Origin of the sequence: Nonomuraea sp. NPDC004580, from assembly GCF_040609855.1 — a bacterium.
Taxonomy (GTDB): Bacteria; Actinomycetota; Actinomycetes; order Streptosporangiales; family Streptosporangiaceae; genus Nonomuraea; species Nonomuraea salmonea.
On record NZ_JBEXLH010000006.1, the window covers coordinates 1 to 17,397 of the forward strand.

A 17,397-nucleotide genomic window follows, 5' to 3' on the forward strand; every position below is an offset into this window, starting at 1 on the left:
GCCTGATCCGGCCAGCTGGTTACCGACCCCGACCAGCCACAGCACGCCGGGGTCCGCTGCCGCCTGCCCACTAATTCTCCGATTTTCGGACTAGGCGGGCCGGGCGGGCGGGGGCCGGCGAGGTCTCACAACGGCGGGGTCTCGGATAAATACGGATATTTGCGGATTACAGGCTGCCTGCGCTGAATCATGCTCTTCTGCGATCCCCCAGTCACTTGGAGACCCCATGCGGCGCACCTCAGCATCCCTCGTCGCGGGCGCGCTCGTCGCGGCCCTCGCGTGGGCGTCAGGCCCCTCATCCCCCGCCGTCGCGCTCGACCCCTCCGTGGGCGTGGCGGACCTCACCCAGGACATCAACCAGATCCTCAGCGACTCCCGGCTGACGATCGCCCGCGCGGGCGTCGTGGTCAGGAGCGCCGAGACCGGCGAGGAGCTGTACGCCACCGACGCGGGCAAACTCCTCATCCCCGCGTCCAACACCAAGCTGTTCACCTCGGCCGCCGCCGCGGAGACGCTCGGACTCGACTACCGCTTCCCCACCACCGTGCTGAGCACCGGCCGTAAGGCGGGCGCCGTGCTGACCGGTGACCTGGTGCTGCGCGGCACCGGCGACCCGACCATGCTGGCCGAGGACTACGAGGCGCTGGCCGCACAGGTCGCGAAGGCGGGCGTCAAGGTCGTCACCGGCAAGCTGGTGGCCGACGACACGTGGTTCGACGGCCAGCGGCTCGGCAACGACTGGGCGTGGGACGACGAGACCGCCTACTACGCCGCCCCGATCTCGGCGCTGACCGCGTCTCCCGATCGCGACTACGACGCGGGCTCGGTGGTCGTGACGGTGTCGGCGAGCGGCGGCGAGGTCAAGGTGACCACGACGCCGGAGACCGACTACCTGAAGATCGTCAACAAGGCCACGGTCGGCGACCAGACGGACGTGCTCATCGAGCGGCAGCACGGCACCCGTACGGTGGTCATCACCGGCACGGTCGCGGGCTCGTACCAGGAGTGGGTGGCGGTCGACGATCCCACCGCCTACGCCGCCTCGCTCTTCCGCAAGGGCCTGAGCAAGCACGGCGTCAAGGTGCTCGGCCGGACCGAGGCGGGCGCGGCGCCGGAGAGCGCGAAGAAGCTGGCCGAGCACGAGTCGATGCCGCTGGGCGAGCTGCTGGTGCCGTTCATGAAGCTGAGCAACAACATCCACGCCGAGATCCTCACCAAGGCGATGGGCCGCAAGGTGTCGGACCGGGGCACGTGGTCGGCCGGGCTCAAGGTCACCACCGACTTCGCCAAGACGAACGGCGTCGAGCTGCTCAACATGCGGGACGGCTCGGGGCTGTCGCGGCGTGACGGCTTCTCGCCGGCCTCGATCGTGCAGCTCCTGTCGTCCGTACGCGGCAAGCCCTGGTTCTCGACCTGGTACGAGTCGCTGCCCATCGCCGGCAACAGCGACAGGTTCACCGGCGGCACGCTGCGCAGCCGCATGCAGGGCACGCCCGCGGCGAACAACGTGCACGCCAAGACCGGCTCGCTGACCGGGGTCACCGCGCTGTCCGGTTATGTGACGAGCGCGGACGGCGAGCCGCTGATCTTCTCGATCATGCTGAACCAGTACCTGTCGGGCTCGCCGAAGGACATCGAGGACAAGATCGCGGTCCGGCTCGCCCAGTTCTCGCGGACGACGGCGGTCGCCGACACCACGCAGCTCCGTGCGGCTGAGGGCGCCCAGGCGGGCGACCTCGAGTGCTCCTGGATGAAGCCGGCCTCCTGCTGACCGGAGAAACCCCGGCGGCCGACCGCGGACGCGCGGAAAGCCGCCGGGGTTTACCGAGGTGAGAACGGCTGTCATCACGATTCGGCTACTTGGAGCTCCAGGTTAGTCGGCCATTTCCCTACAAACGCGGCCCGGCCAGGACAGAATTCGACATTGAGTGTCCTTCTGGCCCGCCCGCCGACGCTCACGCAGACCATGGGAGCGAACGGGCTTTCACCGGCCCCACCCCGAGCCGGTATCCCACCGCACGCCCAAGCGCTCCCCTTCGGGCGGACCCGGCCGCGCCTCCCCCCGCACACAGGACCGCGGCCGGGTCCGCACAACACGAGCCAGGCTCATGACCCTTGTGGCCGGTCGGAGAAACGGGCCAGGACCAGCGACTCGACGACGCCGACCACCGCGTACGCCACGATCGACACCCCCGTGACCACGACGATGTCCGCCCACACCTCGTCGTAGCGGAACCCGCCGATCGCCCGCAGGATCTCGGCCCCGATGCCCTCGCCGGTGGCCAGCCACTCGGCGATGAGCGCGCCGATGATCGAGGCGGGCACGGAGATGCGGGCCGAGGCGAAGACCGAGGGCATCGCGGTCGGCACCGCCACCTTGCGCAGCACGGTCATCCGCGTGCCGCCGTACGCCATGATCAGGTCGGTCGCCTGCGGCGAGGCGGAGCGCAGGCCGAAGGCGATGTTCACCAGCGCGGGGAAGAACACCACGATGCCGCCGATGACCGCCACCCCGAGCAGTTCGCGCCCGAAGATCAGGGTGATCAGCGGTGTCATCACGACCAGCGGCACCGAGCGCAGCAGCATCGCGACCGGCATGAACGTCTGCTCGACGGTCCTGAACAGCACGAACAGCACGGCCACCACGGTCGCGGCGACCATGCCGGAGACGAAGCCGACGGCGGCGTCCCTGACCGTGATGCCCAGCGCGCCGAACACCGCGTCCTGGTGCTCCTGCGCGGACGTCAGATACTCCCAGACCTGCGGCGGCCGCTTGCCCACCAGCGGGCTGATGCCGAACGCCTCAAGCGCCAGCCACCACCCGGCCACGGCGGAGGTGGGCCATCCGCCGTCGTTGTTCCGCAAGGTCTTCGAGATCGCCGCCGCCGAGGGGCTGCACCGGGTGGCGCACGCGGGCGAGGAGGGCGGGCCCGACTACGTGGGGGAGGCGCTGGACGTGCTGCGCGTCGAGCGGGTGGACCACGGCATCAGGGCGATGGAGGATCCGCAGCTCGTGGCCAGGCTGCGGGCCGAGCGCATCCCGCTGACGGTGTGCCCGCTGTCGAACGTGCGGCTGCGGGTGGTGCCGTCGCTGCGCGACCACATCCTGCCCGCGATGCTGGACGAGGGCCTGCTCGTCACCGTCAACTCCGACGACCCCGCCTACTTCGGCGGCTACGTGGAGGACAACTACGCGGCACTGAGCAGGGGAGCTGGGGATGAGTGACGACCAGCTCGACGGGATCGCCCGCAACTCGTTCGAGGCTTCCTTCGCGTACGAAGGGTGAGCGGGGTTGAGCGGGGGTGAGCGTGGGGGTGAGCATGGCGAAGGGGCCCGCCCTCAGTGGGCGAGCCCCTTCGTATGTGTCCCGTCAGCCGCTCAGCACGCGGGAGAGGAGCTGGTTCAGGAGGTCCAGGTCGAGGATGTCGTTGTCCTCACCGAAGTTGTTCCACTCGCCGAAGTCCCACTTGGCATCGTCCTTGCCGTGGTTCGGGCCAGGAAGGATGCGAGTCTGAGAAGACTCGGCCGTGACGACGGGCGACGCGGCGAGCGCGGTACCTCCGAACATGACCATCCCGCCGACGAGCCCGGCCAGGACGAGTCCCTTGCGATACATAGTGTTTCCCCCTGATACCTCTCGACTACTCTCCGTAGCTATCGGAGGAAGATCTGCCCCTCGCCCAAGTTCGACAAACACCCATATTTTCGCTCTTGACCAGGACGAATACGGCGTCTGGCCGAACGAATACCGAAGATCACCTCGCTTGACGAGCAGGTGTGCCCCGATGAACCCGAGCAGCCTTCACCCTTGCCGATTCGTGACCGCGCGGCGGGGGCCGCGGAGATCGTACAAGCGGGCTTTCACGGACAAGTCAGAATGACCGGCCCATCCTCGGTGATGGCGACCGTGTGCTCGACGTGCACGCTCCTGCTGCCGTCGCCCGAGCAGACCGACCAGCCGTCGTCGGCCATGTAGTAGTCGTTGCCGCCCCCTGCCATCAGGCTGGGCTCGATGGCGATCACCAGTCCTGGCCGCAGCCGCAGCCCGCGCCCGGGACGGGCCTCGTTGGGCACCCACGGCGACTCGTGCATGGCCCGGCCGATGCCGTGGCCGCCGAAGTCGTTCTGCATGCCGTAGCCGGCGCCCCGGCCGACCGTGGACATCGCGTGGCCGATGTCGCCCATCTTGCCGCCCGGCCGCGCCGCCTCGATGCCCGCGCCGAGCGTCTCCTCGGCGACCTTGATCAGTTTGAGGTCCTCGGCGCGCGGCGTGCCGACGGTGAAGCTGACCGTGCCGTCGGCGTGCCAGCCGTCCACGTACGCCGCGCAGTCCACGCTGATGAGGTCGCCGTCGCGCAGCCGGTACTGGGTCGGCAGCCCGTGCAGCATCACCCCGTTGACGGAGGTGCAGATGACGCCCGGGTAGGGGGTGGCGCCGAAGGACGGGTGGTAGCCGAGGAACGACGCCCCTGCCTTCGCCTCCTCGATGACGGTCCGCGCCACGTCGTCGAGGTGTTTCAGCGTCACCCCGATGCCGGCCTCCGCCCGCGTGGCGGCGTGCACGGCGGCCACGACCCGGCCCGCCGCACGCATGGCGGCGATCTCCCCGGCTGACTTGAGCTCGATCACGGCTCCTCCTAAGCGATAACTATACCGGTATTATTATCACGCTCCATGGGCATGACGACACCGGGGAGGAGTCACGCGCCGATCAGTCCAGCCCCTTCTTGCCGGGCGTCCAGAACGGGACGCAGCACGAGGCTCCCCTCGGGACGCACGCTCGGCGATCGCCGCGCGGACTTCTTTTCAGACGAGGAGGACGACCTTGCCCCTGGCGTGCCGGCCCTCCAGGTGGGCGATGGCGGCGGCGGCCTCGCGCAGCGGGTACGTGCGGTCGATGACCGGGGTGAGCGCGCCCGACTCGGCCAGCTCGCGCAGGGTGGCGAGGTCGGCGGCGTTCTCGCTGGTGAGGAACGTGGCGAAGCGGTGGCCCGCGAACCGCGACGTGAGGTGCCCGGCGATCATGCGACCTATCGGGCCGAACCAGCGGCCGCCGTCGCCGCTGTTGGGGATCAGCGTCCCGCCCGGTGCCAGCACGCGCCGCAGAGCGCGCAGGGCGTGGTTGCCGACGTTGTCGAGGACGAGGTCGTAGCGCCGGCCTGACGCGGTGAAGTCCTGCCGGGTGTAGTCGATGACGTGGTCGGCGCCCAGCGAGCGGACCAGCTCGACGTTCCGGGTGCCGCACACCCCGGTCACCTCGGCCCCGTACGCCTTCGCCAGCCGTACGGCGAACGTGCCGATCCCGCCCGACGCCCCGTTGACCAGCACCCGGCGCCCCTCGCGCACTCCGCCCTTGTCGCGCAGCGCCTGTAAGGCCGTCAGGCCCGACGTGGGGATGGCCGCCGCCTCCTCGTACCCCAGCCCGCCCGGCATCGCCGTGAGCGGCCCGTCGGAGGCCACGGTGACGTACTCGGCGAACGCGCCCCTGCGGCAGCCGTAGACCCGGTCGCCCGGCTGGAACCCGCCGGCCCCCTTGCCGACGGCCTCGACCTCCCCCGCGAAGTCGTTGCCCAGCTCGGGGGCCTTCGGCCGGGTGAGCCCCGCGACGGCGCGGAAGGCGTACGGGCTGCCGCGCATGAAGTGCCAGTCGCCCGGGTTGACCGCGGCGGCCCGCACCCTGACCAGCACCTCGCCCTCGCCCGGCACGGGTATGGGCACCTCGTGCAGCTCGACGACCTCAGGCGGGCCGTAAGCCCGGTAACGGATGGCTTGCATCGTCATAGCGCCCTCTCTTACACCTGAAAGGAATTTCTGACATATGACGACTTTACCTCTCCATGGCCTCCTGTGGGGGGCACGAAAAAGCGCGGCGGGCGAGGGGTGCTCCCCCTCGCCCGCCGCGCTCAGCCTGATGCGGCCCGGCTCAGCCCTTGAGCCAGCTCATCATCGGGCGCAGCGTGGCGCCGGTCTTCTCGATGGCGTCCTCGGAGAGCTCCTCGCGGTAGCGCTGGAACTCCTTCTGGCCGCTGTCGAACTCGTTGACGAGCTGCTGGGCGAAGGTGCCGTCCTGGATCTCGCCCAGGATGCGGCGCATCTCCTGCCGGGTCTCGTCGTTGACCACGCGCGGGCCGCGGGTGTAGCCGCCGTACTCGGCCGTGTCGGAGACCGACCAGTACATCTTGGAGATGCCGCCCTCGTACATGAGGTCGACGATCAGCTTCATCTCGTGCAGGCACTCGAAGTAGGCGACCTCGGGCTGGTAGCCCGCCTCGATGAGGGTGTCGAAGCCGGCCTTGATCAGCTCGGAGACGCCGCCGCACAGCACGGCCTGCTCGCCGAACAGGTCGGTCTCGGTCTCCTCCTTGAACGTCGTGCGCAGCGCGCCGGCGCGGGTGCCGCCGATGCCCTTGGCGTACGACAGGGCGAGGTCGAGCGCCTTGCCCGAGGCGTCCTTCTCGACGGCCACGAGCACCGGGACGCCGCGCCCGGCCTCGAACTGGCGGCGCACGAGGTGGCCGGGACCCTTGGGGGCCACCATGCAGACGTCGACGCCCTCGGGCGCCTCGATGAGGCCGTAGCGGATGTTCAGGCCGTGGCCGAAGAACAGCGCGTCGCCCTCCACCAGGTTGGGGGCGACGTGCTGGGTGTAGAGGTCGCGCTGGATGTGGTCGGGCGCGAGGATCATGGTGAGGTTGGCCTCTTCGACCGCCTCGGACGGGGTGAGCACCCGCAGGCCGTCGTTCTCCGCCTTCTCGCGGCTCTTGGAGCCCTCGGGCAGGCCGACGCGCACGTCGACACCCGAGTCACGCAGGGAGAGCGCGTGGGCGTGGCCCTGGCTGCCGTACCCCAGCACGGCCACGTGACGTCCCTGGATGATCGAGAGGTCGGCCTGGTCGTCGTAGTAGATCTCGGTCACTTGCTAAACCTTTCAGGCGGTACGGTCCAGTGCCCTGAGGGACCGGTCGGTGATGGAGCGGGCGCCGCGGCCGATGGCCACCATGCCCGATTGGACGAGTTCTTTGATCCCGAACGGCTCAAGGACCTTCACGAACGCCTCGAGCTTGTCGGGGGTGCCGGTGACCTCGATGGTCACGGCGTCGGCCGCCACGTCCACGCAGCGGGCCCTGAAGAGCTGGACGAGCTCCAGCACGTGGGAGCGGCTCTCCGCGTCGGCCTTGACCTTGATCAGCATCAGCTCGCGCTGAACGGACTGCGACGGGTCCAGCTCGACGATCTTGAGCACGTTCACCAGCTTGTTGAGCTGCTTCGTGACCTGCTCAAGGGGCAGCTCCTCGACGCTCACCACGATCGTGATGCGGGAGATGTCGTCGTGCTCGGTCGGCCCGACGGCGAGGGAGTCGATGTTGAACCCCCTGCGACTGAACAGCGCGGAGACGCGCGCGAGGACACCCGGCCGGTTCTCGACCAGCACGGACAGCGTGTGACGGCTCATCGCTCGCTCACTCTCCTTCGTGCGCCGCGCGGGCACCGCGTCGCGCTCCTAGTCATCCTCGTTCTCCCACTTCGGCGCCATGTCACGGGCGATCTTGATGTCGTCGTTGCTCGTGCCCGCGGCCACCATGGGCCAGACCATGGCGTCCTGGTGGACGACGAAGTCGACCACGACGGGCACGTCGTTGATCTCCATGGCCTTCTTGATCACGGCGTCCACGTCTTCGGGACGCTCGCATCGCAGGCCCACACAGCCATAGGCCTCGGCCAGCTTGACGAAGTCCGGGATCCGCCGGACCGTCTGCAGGTCGGTGTTGGAGTAGCGCTCGTCGTAGAACAGGGTCTGCCACTGACGAACCATGCCGAGATTACCGTTGTTGATGACCGCGATCTTGATCGGCACACCCTCCAGGGCGCAGGTGGCCAGCTCCTGGTTCGTCATCTGGAAGCAGCCGTCGCCGTCGATCGCCCACACCGTGGCGTCGGGGCGGCCCATCTTCGCGCCCATCGCGGCCGGGACGGCGAAGCCCATCGTGCCGAGGCCGCCAGAGTTGATGAACGTGCCGGGGTTCTCGTAGTGGATGAACTGCGAGGCCCACATCTGGTGCTGGCCGACGCCGGCGATGTAGTAGGTGTCGGGGCCCGCGATGGCGCTCAGGCGCTCCATGACGTACTGCGGGGCCAGCGAGCCGTCCTCGAACTGCTCGTAACCCAGCGGGTAGGTCTCCTTGTAGCCGTTGAGCAGCGTCCACCACTCGTCGTAGTCGCCCTGCTGGCCGGACGCCTGGATCACCGAGACGAGGTCGCTGATGACCTCCTTGCAGTCGCCCACGATCGGCACGTCGGCGTGGCGATTCTTCGAGATCTCCGCCGGATCGATGTCGGCGTGCACGACCTTCGCGTGCGGCGCGAACGACGACAGGTTGCCGGTCACCCGGTCGTCGAACCGCACGCCCAGGCCGATGATCAGGTCTGACTTCTGCAGCGCGCCGACCGCCGCGACGCTGCCGTGCATGCCGGGCATGCCCATGTGCTGCGGGTGGCTGTCGGGGAACGTGCCGCGGGCCATCAGGGTGGTGATGACCGGGATGTGCGTCAGCTCGGCGAGCTGACGCAGCTCGGCCGCCGCGCCGGCCTTGTGGACGCCGCCGCCGACGTACAGGACGGGCCTGCGGGACTCGGCGATGAGCTTGGCGGCCTCGCGGATCTGCTTGGAGTGTGGCCTGGTGACCGGGCGGTAGCCGGGCAGCTGCATGGTGGGCGGCCAGCTGAACGTGGTCTCGGCCTGCAACGCGTCCTTCGAGATGTCCACCAGCACCGGGCCAGGACGCCCCGTCGAGGCGATGTGGAAGGCCTCCATGATCGTACGCGCGATCTCGCCGGCATCGGTGATCAGGAAGTTGTGCTTCGTGATCGGCATGGTGATGCCGGAGATGTCGGCTTCCTGAAAAGCGTCGGTGCCGATCATCGGCGCGGCCACCTGTCCGGTGATCGCCACGATCGGCACCGAGTCCATGAACGCGTCGGCTATCGGTGTCACCAGGTTCGTGGCGCCAGGACCGCTGGTCGCCATGCACACCCCGACCTTGCCGGTGGCCTGCGCGTAGCCCTCGGCCGCATGACCCGCACCCTGCTCGTGACGTACGAGCACGTGCCGGACCTTGGTCGAGTCGTAGAGGGGATCGTAGGCCGGAAGAATGGCACCGCCCGGGATCCCGAACACTGTGTCGACTCCGACGTGCTCCAGCGCCCTGACCAGGGCCTGTGCACCTGTCATCCGTTCGGTCATCGGCTCGTTCCTTGCGTGGCTACTCGCTTAAGGACATAAAAAATGCCCCTCTCCGCCGGAACGGCGGGTCTGGGGCGGCGCGCAGGTCGTCGTGCTTCGCTATCGGCCTGCGCGCCGGCGAAGTACTACGAGAATCTCACTGCGAAGCATGGCTTACACGATAGCCGCTCCGAACGCCCCAGTGTCAACTTGGTGGACACATGTCTCAAACCGTGAGACTCGTCCGCATCAGCGAGTCGACCCCGCGCGCCGCCATCGGCCGTGCCACCAGGAAGCCCTGCCCCCGCGTGCAGCCCATCTGCTTGAGCAGTTCGAGCTGCTCAGGACGCTCGATCCCCTCGGCCACCACGATAAGCCCCAGGTCGTGCCCCAGCCGCACGATCGTGCGGGTGAGCAGCGTCAGCGTGTCGTCCTTGCCGAGCCCCGACACGAACGACGGGTCGATCTTGATCATGTCGACGGGGAGCTGGCGCAGGAAGGCCAGCGAGGCGTAGCCGGTGCCGAAGTCGTCGATGGCCAGCCGCACGCCCAGCGAGCGCAGCTCCGACAGCCGCTTGATCGTCTCCTCGGCGTCCTCGACGAGCATCTCCTCGATGACTTCGAGCGTGAGCGACGAGGCGGGCAGCCCGCTCTCGCGCAGCGCCTCCTCCACCGTCTCGACGAACCTGGGCGCCATGATCTGCCGGGCCGACAGGTTCAGCGACAGCCCGATGTCCCACGACGAGGCCCGCCAGGCCGCCACCTCCCTGCACGACTCGCGCAGGATCCACTCGCTCAGCGGCACGATCAGCCCGGTGTCCTCGGCCGGGCCCAGGAACTGCTCCGGCGGCACGAACACCGAGCCGCGCCACCACCGCACCAGGGCCTCCACCGCGGTCACCCGCGAGGTGGCCAGGTCGACCACCGGCTGGTACTCGATGGCGAACTGCTGCTCGATCAGCGCCCGCTGCAGGTCGGCCGCCAGCTCAAGGCGGCGTACGACGTCGGCGTGCATCTGCGCGGCGAACACCTCGACCCGGCGCCCGCCCAGCTCTTTGGAGCGCGCCATGGCCACATCGGCGTTGCGCATCAGATCGCCGGCCGGCATGCCGTCCTCGGTGAAGGCCACCCCGACGCTCGCCGTCAGCGCCACGTCGCGGTCGGCGACGCGGAACGGCTCCTGCGAGACCGCCCCGACCAGCCGCTCGGCCAGATCGACCGCCACCTGCGCGTCTCCTCCGGTCTCCACCAGCACCGCGAACTCGTCGCCGCCCCACCGGGCCAGCGTGTCGTCCGCGCGTACGGCGCCGCGCAGCCGCCTGGCCGCCTGCCCGAGCAGGTAGTCGCCACTGGCGTGCCCGACCGAGTCGTTGACCGAGGTGAACCCGTCGAGATCGAGGAAGATCACCGCGACGTTGCCCGACGTGCGCCCCGACAGCACCTCCCTGGTGCGCTCCTCGAAGTAGGCGCGGTTGGGCAGCCCCGTCACGCCGTCGTGGAAGGTCAGGTGGGCCACCTGGTTGCGCAGCGCCTCCTCGTCGCTCACGTCGCGCGTGGTGACCAGCAGCAGGTCGTCGCCGCCGACCTGGCGGGTGGCCACCGACTCGGTGGGCCGCCAGGTGCCGTCGGCCGCGCGGACGCGGCAGGCGATCAGGCACGCGCCCGGCGCCGCCGGCTCGTCGTCGAGGGTCAGGGCGCGCATGGCGACCTGGATGCCCGGCACGTCCTCCGGGTGGATGTAGTCGAAGATCGAGCCGCCCACGACGTCGGCGGGCGCGTAGCCGTACGTCGCCTCGACGCCGGCCCCGATCTCGCGGACGACGCCTTCGTAGTCGCAGGTGAACACCACGTCGCCGGTGCTCTCCGCGAGGTCCATGAGCTGGCGGCGGCCCAGCTTGACCTGGCCGCGCAGGCGTACGTTGGTGGCCGCGAGCACGAACAGGCGCACGAGGAGGAGCAGCACGACCGACGCCTCAAGCGCCGCGACGCCCGCGACCGGCGGCTCCGGGCGGCTGCCCATCTGGTGGATCAGCATCGTGAGGACCGCCACCGCGACCAGCGCGAGCGGCGCCAGGCTGACCGCGTGGCCGATGGCCGGCCGGGTCGCCGCCCTGCCCTTCGGGCCCCACGGCACCGCGGCGAGCAAGAGGAACGCGACCGGCGCGAGCATGACGCTCCACAGCTGCGGCTCGCCTTCGAGCAGCCGGCCCACGGCGGACCCCACCCCCGCCACCGTCATGGTGGCCAGCACGCCCAGCCCCGCCAGGCCGAGCAGCCACGACGGCGACTTGCTGGTGACCACCGACGGGATCATGGAGCAGGTCACCAGCAGCGCGATCATCGGCGGCAGCAGGGCCAGGGTGAACCCGACCGGGTCGGCGGAGTCGGCGTAGACGTGCCGCAGCGCCATGACCCAGCCGATGAGGAAGAGCGCGACGGAGCACAGGTAGGAGTCCGTGAGCTGCCGTAAAGCCGTCCTGGCCGGGAACCTGCGGTCGGCGGCGATCAGCGCGCCGCCGGCCGTGACCACGGTGCCGAGCAGGACGAACATGTCCGCGAAGTTGACGACGAAGCCGTCGGCGAACGGCCGCAGCGTGACGCCCGCGGCCCAGATGACCGCGCCGCCGCCCATCCAGCGGGCGCCCGCCGCCGAGGGGCGGTGCGTGGCGACCCGTCGTACCGAGGCGATCAGCAGGGAGGCGGCGGCGATCAGCGCCGCGAGCCCACCGGCGATCGCGCCGGTGATCGTGGCAGGGGTCTGCGCCAGGAGGACGGCGGCGAACGCCACCGCGCCTGCCACCGCCGCTGCGGCCGGCGGCACCCGAGGATCACGCCAGCGGATCACAGTCGTTGCCCATCCCGTCTCGAACTCTGCACCCGCGACCGCCGAAGCCCGGCCGATCACCTTTGCCAGTGTGTGCGGTCGAAGGTGCGCGGGTGGTGACAACGCCGATGTCGTCACCGATCTGATAACCAGACAGACCAATTGCCGCCAAGAGCTCCTTGACAGTGAGTCAGGAACTCCCTGCAAACGTAACCGTACGCACCGAAGGTCACGGACCAGCCACGTTCCGGGATCCTCTCAGTACGCGTCGGTTATGACGTTGACCAGGTCTTCGCCGGCGAGGTAGCGCTCCAGCTGAGCCCGGATGAGACGCAGTGTCCGCCGTTCGGACGCGGGGGTGCTGCCCGCGACGTGCGGCGTGATCAACACGCCCGGCGCGCTCCAGAGGGGGTGGCCCTCGGGCAGCGGCTCGGGCGCGGTCACGTCGAGCGCGGCGCGCAGCCGGCCCGTCTTCAGCTCCGCGAGGAGGGCGTCGGTGTCGACGATCCCGCCCCTGGCCGCGTTGACCAGCACGGCGCCGTCCTTCATGCGTGCGAGGAACGAGGAGTCGACCATGCCGGCGGTGTCGGGGGTGGCCGGCACCAGCAGCACCACGACGTCCGCCTCGGGCAGCAGGGCGGGCAGCTCGTCCATGGCGTGCACGCCGTCGCGCGCCCTCCTCGCCACCCTGACGACCTCCACCTCGAACCCCTCCAGCCGGCGCTCCAGCGCCGACCCGATCGAGCCGTAGCCGACGATCAGCACGCGCGAGTCGGCCAGCACGCCGGTGTGGTGATAGGTCCACTCGCCCCTGCGCTGCGCGTCCACGAAACCGGGGAACTCCCTGAGCACCGCGATCATCGCGCCCACCGCCCACTCGGCGGTGCCCGCGTCGTGCACGCCGCGCGCGTTGCACAGCACCGCGCCCTCCGGCATGTGCGGACGGTACGGCTCCACGCCCGCCGTCACCGTCTGCACCAGCCGCAACGACGTCATCCTCGCCAGCGTCCCCGGCACGTCGGGCACGGTCACCAGGGGCGGCACCCACACCTCGACGTCCTCCACGCCGTCCGGCATCGGGATCTTGCTGTTGTAAACGGCACATTCGACGCCGGGGAGGTCTGAAAGTGCATCTGCCACCGAATCGGACGGAACCCAGGTCTTCATGCCGAGAACCTTACGACTCCGGGGGCAGGATGGAACACATGAGGAAGCTCTGGACGATCATGCTGCTGGCCGTCCTGACCGCGTGCTCCGCGGGTGACGGCGAGGTGCTGCCCACGGCCGCGGTGTCCGCCGCCGCCGCTCCCGGCGAGCCGAAGGACGTCGCGACCGGGCTGTCCGTGCCGTGGGGGATCGCGTACCTGCCGGGTGGCGACGCGCTCGTCACCGAGCGCGACACCGCCCGGCTGCTCCGCGTCACGCCCGCCGGCCGGGTCACCGAGCTGGCCACCGTCCGGGAGGCGCGGCCCGACGGCGAGGGCGGGCTGATGGGCGTCGCCGTCAAGGACGACCAGGTCTTCCTGTACTACACCGCCGAGACCGACAACCGCATCGTGCGCTACCGCCTGGCCGGCGACGCGCTCACCGACGAGCACCTGCTCGTCCGCGACATCCCGAAGGCCGGCATCCACAACGGCGGCCGGCTCGCCTTCGGGCCCGACGGCCACCTGTACGCCACCACCGGCGAGGTCGGGGACGGCGACCTCGCGCAGCAGCGCGACTCGCTCGGAGGCAAGATCCTGCGCATGACCGTGGACGGGGCCCCCGCGCCCGGCAACCCGTTCGGCACCCTCGTCTACAGCTACGGCCACCGCAACGTCCAGGGCCTCGCCTGGGACCCGTCCGGGCGCCTCTACGCCTCGGAGTTCGGCGCGAACACGTGGGACGAGGTCAATCTGATCAGGCCCGGCGGCAACTACGGCTGGCCCGAGGTCGAAGGCCGCGGCTCCGACCAGCGCTACATCAACCCCATCCTGACCTGGCCCACCTCGGACGCCTCCCCCTCGGGCATGGCCTACGCGAACGGCTCGCTGTGGGTCGGCGCCCTGCGCGGCGCGCGTCTGTGGCAGATCCCCTTGAGCCAGGACGGCTCCGCCGGCACCCCGACCGCCCACTTCACCGACCGTTACGGCCGCCTCCGCGCGGTGGCGTCCGCACCGGACGGCACCCTGTGGATAGGCACCAGCAACAAGGACGGCCGCGGCTCGCCGAACCCCGGCGACGACCGCCTCATGACCCTGCCCCCCACCTGACCCGAACCGTTGTCGCGGCACCCTTCCCCCTTGCCTCCCCAACCTCCGCATACAGGCAGTCGCCCCTTCCCCCACGACCACCGCCTGAACCCACCGATCCACCCTTCACACACGGTGAAGACGGGCCCCTGTCTCTCCCGTCGCAGGGGTCGAGGTCCTTCGGGTGAAGAGGGGTGAGGGGCAGGCCAGGGGGCATCAGAAGTCGCCCGCGCCCATGGACACCGAGCCGCGCTGTGGACCGCCGGACCGAGGGGGTGCCGCATCCCGCCCGCACGCCGCAAGGACCTCAGCCCCTTGAGAGCTGAGGTCCTCCCGCACGCCGTCAGCGGGTGCAGACGGTTTGGGGGCGGGGGCGGTACTTGGTGGTGACCTTCTTGTCTTTCTTGAGGATTTCGCCGTCCTTATGGAAGACGCGGGTCACGTCGATGGTGAAGCCCTGTTCGCCGGTTGTCGGGACGCAATCCGGGGCGGAGCTCACCTCGCGGCGGAACGGGGTGAAGGCACGGCGTTCCGACTCCACGGCCTCGATCTTGTCGTAGCGCTTGACGCCCCACAGCGTGATGGTCACCGACGTCGGCGTGGACGCGGTCTTGATGAGGACCCCGTTCTCCGAGTCGTTGCGCCACTTCAGGTCGGGCTCCGGGTAGAGGAGGGTCGCGTCGCGGCCGGCGGGGTAGCGCGAGGAGAAGTAGTCCAGGGGCTGGTGCTCGACGTCGTCGAACCCGGCGAAGTACGCCGCGTTGTACATGGTGGTGGCGAACTGCGCCCCGCCCCCGCCGACGACGTTGACCGTACGCCCGCCGACGACCTGCCCGGCCTGGACGTACCCGTCCTCGACGGTCCGCTCTCCGAGCGCGTCGTTGAGCGAGAACGTCTCGCCCGGCCTGACCACGTACCCGTCGAGCTTCTGCGCCATGCGCTGGATGTTCGTGACGTGCGGCTGGCAGCAGTCGAACGTCGTGGTGAACGACGCCGCGATCTCCTTGATGCCGAGCCCTTCGATGCGGGAGGTCTCGACGGTCGGCGCGACGGTGCCGAGCCGGACCGCGACGACCCGGCTGCCGCCCTCGTCGAAGACCTTCTCGGCGTCCCTGGCGAGCAGCTTGTCGTTGACGCCCCGCCCGGGCCGCGAGGGCACGAGGACGGGCTTGCCATCGACGATCTCGTACGTGGCGTCACGCGGCTGCTGCGCCGCGTCCACCAGGTCGCCCTCGACCTGTTCGAGCACGGCCTTGGCGTTGAACCGGGGCACGAGCCGCCCTTCGCCGTCCACGCCGTACGTGAGGTTGGCGGCGATCATGGCCGGCGGGATCTGCACCTGCTTGGGCCCGAGCGTGAGCGTCAGCGGCGCGGCGACGGCGGCCCTGGCCTTGGTCAGCGCCTCTTCGACGGCCCCCGAGCTGGTGACGGGCTTGGCCGGCCGGAGGGTCAGCACGACGGACCCGCCACCGCTGAGGAAGGCGGCGCCGATCCTGCGTACGGCGTCCTCGCGGTCGAGCAGCACCCCGTTCGCCGGCGTCCGCGCCTGGGGCTCTAGCCCTGAGTACGTGATGCGCCCCTCCCGAGCGGGCTTGTCGACGGACCCGGCGAGCCCTTCGACGGTCCGCGTGAGCTGGGCGGCGTCCAGGGTGATCTTCGGCGGGAGGTCGGTGGTGCCGGTGAGCCCCCGCCAGACCTCCTCAGGCGTGGGGAACCCGCTGGGCGCCTGCCCGATGGTGCCGACGACGTCGAGTTCGAGCCCGGCCTCGTCGGGCTGGATCGTCTCCTTCTGCTCACCGACGTCGGCGATGACGGGTTTGCTGAGCTTGCTGGCCAGCTCGGTACGCAGCTTGTCGGCGGCCTTGGTCACGGTCAGCCCGCCGATGTCCACCCCGGCGACCCGGGTGCCGCGCAGCACGGAGCCGGACATGAGCACGGCCGGCACCACGTACGCGAGCGCGGCCAGGATCACGACCAGCGAGATGATCGCGGGCAGCAGCCGGCGACGGCGGGGCGGCTCCGGCTCGTACGACGACGGGCGCTGTGGCGTCCCGAAGACGGGCGCGGGTTGCGCGGGCTCCTTCTCGGAGGCCATGGGCCAGGGCTGGGCCGGCGGAGCGGCCGGTGGCAGCCCGCCCTTGCCCGGCGTACCGCCCGCGGCGCTCGGACCTTGGGCCGGTCGGGGCTCCTGACGTTCCGGCGGGCCGAAGATGTCGCGGGAGACCCCGGGGGGCAGCCCTTCGATCCGCGGCTTCCTGGAGACGCCCGACGTAGGTAAGGGCACCGAGGCGAACGGGTCGGTCGGTGATTCGATCGGTCCGGCGTTTCGCACGCCTCAATCTCCTCCCGGTCCGCAGCCAAGTCTCAGGCAACAGTAAGGCACGCAGATCCGCATATGTCACGGGAAATGGCTACGGAAGTGTGTCAACCTAGCCACCGGTAGCGATGTTCGGGCCGTCCAGCGGTGCCGTAACGAGGCCGCAACTCGGCCTGGCCGACCGCGCACAGGTGCTCCAGATAGCGCCGGGCGCTGACCCGCGACAGGCCCGTGAGCTCGGCGGCCTCGGCCGCGGACAGGTCGCCGCCGGCCTCCCGCAGCGTGTCGGCGACCAGCGCGCAGGTGGCCGGCGACAGCCCCTTCGGCATGGGGGCGGCGGACGGCAGGACGCCGAAGAGCCGGTCCACGTCGTCCTGGCGCGCCTCGGGGCCGATGGCGGTCAGACGTTCGCGGGTGGCGGCGTACTGGCGCAGGCGCTCGGTCAGTGCGGCGGCGGTGAACGGCTTGATGAGGTAGTTGACCGCCCCGCCCCGCATGGCCTCCCTGACCGTGGGCACGTCACGGGCGGCGCTGATCATGAGGACGTCCACGTCGTGCAGCGCCTTGAGCACCTCCAGGCCCGACATGTCGGGCAGGTAGACGTCGAGCAGCACCAGGTCGGGCCGCAACTCCTTCGCGGCGGCGAGCGCGTCGGCGCCGCTGTGGGCGACCGAGACCACGTCGAAGCCGGGGACCCGGCCTACGTAGCCGCTGTGGATGCGGGCCACCATGAAGTCGTCGTCCACGACGAGGACGCGGATGTCCCGGTCGGTCATGAGACCGCCCCCTCAGGACGCAGCG

12 protein-coding genes and 2 pseudogenes are annotated in these 17,397 nt (G+C 70.1%); 3 read left to right on the forward strand and 11 right to left on the reverse strand.

All coding sequences use genetic code 11. The features are described from left to right. The first annotated feature begins 226 nt into the window (after positions 1-226). Positions 227-1,771, forward strand: a complete 1,545-nt coding sequence (dacB, locus tag ABZW11_RS09480; RefSeq protein ID WP_355414467.1) for a D-alanyl-D-alanine carboxypeptidase/D-alanyl-D-alanine-endopeptidase — start codon at positions 227-229, stop codon at positions 1,769-1,771. Between the two features lie 335 nt (positions 1,772-2,106). Here dacB and ABZW11_RS09485 read toward each other — a convergent pair whose 3' ends face one another. Then, positions 2,107-2,661 (reverse strand): ABC transporter permease subunit, encoded by a 555-nt coding sequence (locus ABZW11_RS09485; protein ID WP_355414805.1) that lies wholly within the window; start codon positions 2,659-2,661, stop codon positions 2,107-2,109. 166 nt (positions 2,662-2,827) lie between these two features. Here ABZW11_RS09485 and ABZW11_RS09490 point away from each other — a divergent pair. Beyond that, positions 2,828-3,287: pseudogene (locus ABZW11_RS09490) on the forward strand (adenosine deaminase); the annotation flags it as partial. Positions 3,288-3,371: 84 nt separating this feature from the next. On the opposite strand, the gene ABZW11_RS09495 reads toward ABZW11_RS09490, so the two are convergent. The 8 genes and pseudogenes from ABZW11_RS09495 to ABZW11_RS09530 all read right to left on the reverse strand — a co-directional run bounded on the left by ABZW11_RS09495 (position 3,372) and on the right by ABZW11_RS09530 (position 13,122). Further along, positions 3,372-3,617: a hypothetical protein gene (locus tag ABZW11_RS09495; protein ID WP_345389249.1), complete on the reverse strand. Its 246-nt coding sequence runs from the start codon at positions 3,615-3,617 to the stop codon at positions 3,372-3,374. A gap of 245 nt (positions 3,618-3,862) precedes the next feature. Beyond that, complete coding sequence (gene map, locus ABZW11_RS09500) at positions 3,863-4,630, reverse strand: type I methionyl aminopeptidase (RefSeq protein ID WP_355414470.1); 768 nt, start codon at positions 4,628-4,630, stop codon at positions 3,863-3,865. A gap of 177 nt (positions 4,631-4,807) precedes the next feature. Continuing rightward, on the reverse strand, positions 4,808-5,782 hold the full coding sequence (locus ABZW11_RS09505; RefSeq protein ID WP_355414472.1) for an NAD(P)-dependent alcohol dehydrogenase: 975 nt from the start codon (positions 5,780-5,782) through the stop codon (positions 4,808-4,810). Positions 5,783-5,924: 142 nt separating this feature from the next. Then, entirely contained in the window at positions 5,925-6,908 is a 984-nt protein-coding gene (ilvC, locus tag ABZW11_RS09510; RefSeq protein WP_355414807.1) for a ketol-acid reductoisomerase, read from the reverse strand. A 21-nt stretch (positions 6,909-6,929) separates the two neighbouring features. Further along, on the reverse strand, positions 6,930-7,454 hold the full coding sequence (gene ilvN, locus ABZW11_RS09515; protein WP_355414474.1) for an acetolactate synthase small subunit: 525 nt from the start codon (positions 7,452-7,454) through the stop codon (positions 6,930-6,932). 48 nt (positions 7,455-7,502) lie between these two features. Beyond that, positions 7,503-9,248, reverse strand: a pseudogene (locus ABZW11_RS09520) (acetolactate synthase large subunit); the annotation flags it as partial. A gap of 199 nt (positions 9,249-9,447) precedes the next feature. Then, positions 9,448-12,042: a GGDEF domain-containing protein gene (locus ABZW11_RS09525; protein ID WP_355414476.1), complete on the reverse strand. Its 2,595-nt coding sequence runs from the start codon at positions 12,040-12,042 to the stop codon at positions 9,448-9,450. A 261-nt stretch (positions 12,043-12,303) separates the two neighbouring features. Next, complete coding sequence (locus ABZW11_RS09530) at positions 12,304-13,122, reverse strand: 2-hydroxyacid dehydrogenase (protein ID WP_355414478.1); 819 nt, start codon at positions 13,120-13,122, stop codon at positions 12,304-12,306. 128 nt (positions 13,123-13,250) lie between these two features. On the opposite strand from ABZW11_RS09530, the gene ABZW11_RS09535 reads away from it, so the two are divergent. Next, on the forward strand, positions 13,251-14,300 hold the full coding sequence (locus ABZW11_RS09535) for a PQQ-dependent sugar dehydrogenase (RefSeq protein ID WP_355414480.1): 1,050 nt from the start codon (positions 13,251-13,253) through the stop codon (positions 14,298-14,300). A gap of 322 nt (positions 14,301-14,622) precedes the next feature. Here the strand turns inward: ABZW11_RS09535 and ABZW11_RS09540 are convergent, their stop codons facing one another. Then, complete coding sequence (locus ABZW11_RS09540) at positions 14,623-16,611, reverse strand: VanW family protein (RefSeq protein WP_355414482.1); 1,989 nt, start codon at positions 16,609-16,611, stop codon at positions 14,623-14,625. Between the two features lie 92 nt (positions 16,612-16,703). Continuing rightward, positions 16,704-17,372: a response regulator gene (locus tag ABZW11_RS09545; protein WP_355414484.1), complete on the reverse strand. Its 669-nt coding sequence runs from the start codon at positions 17,370-17,372 to the stop codon at positions 16,704-16,706. Between the last annotated feature and the right edge of the window lie 25 nt (positions 17,373-17,397).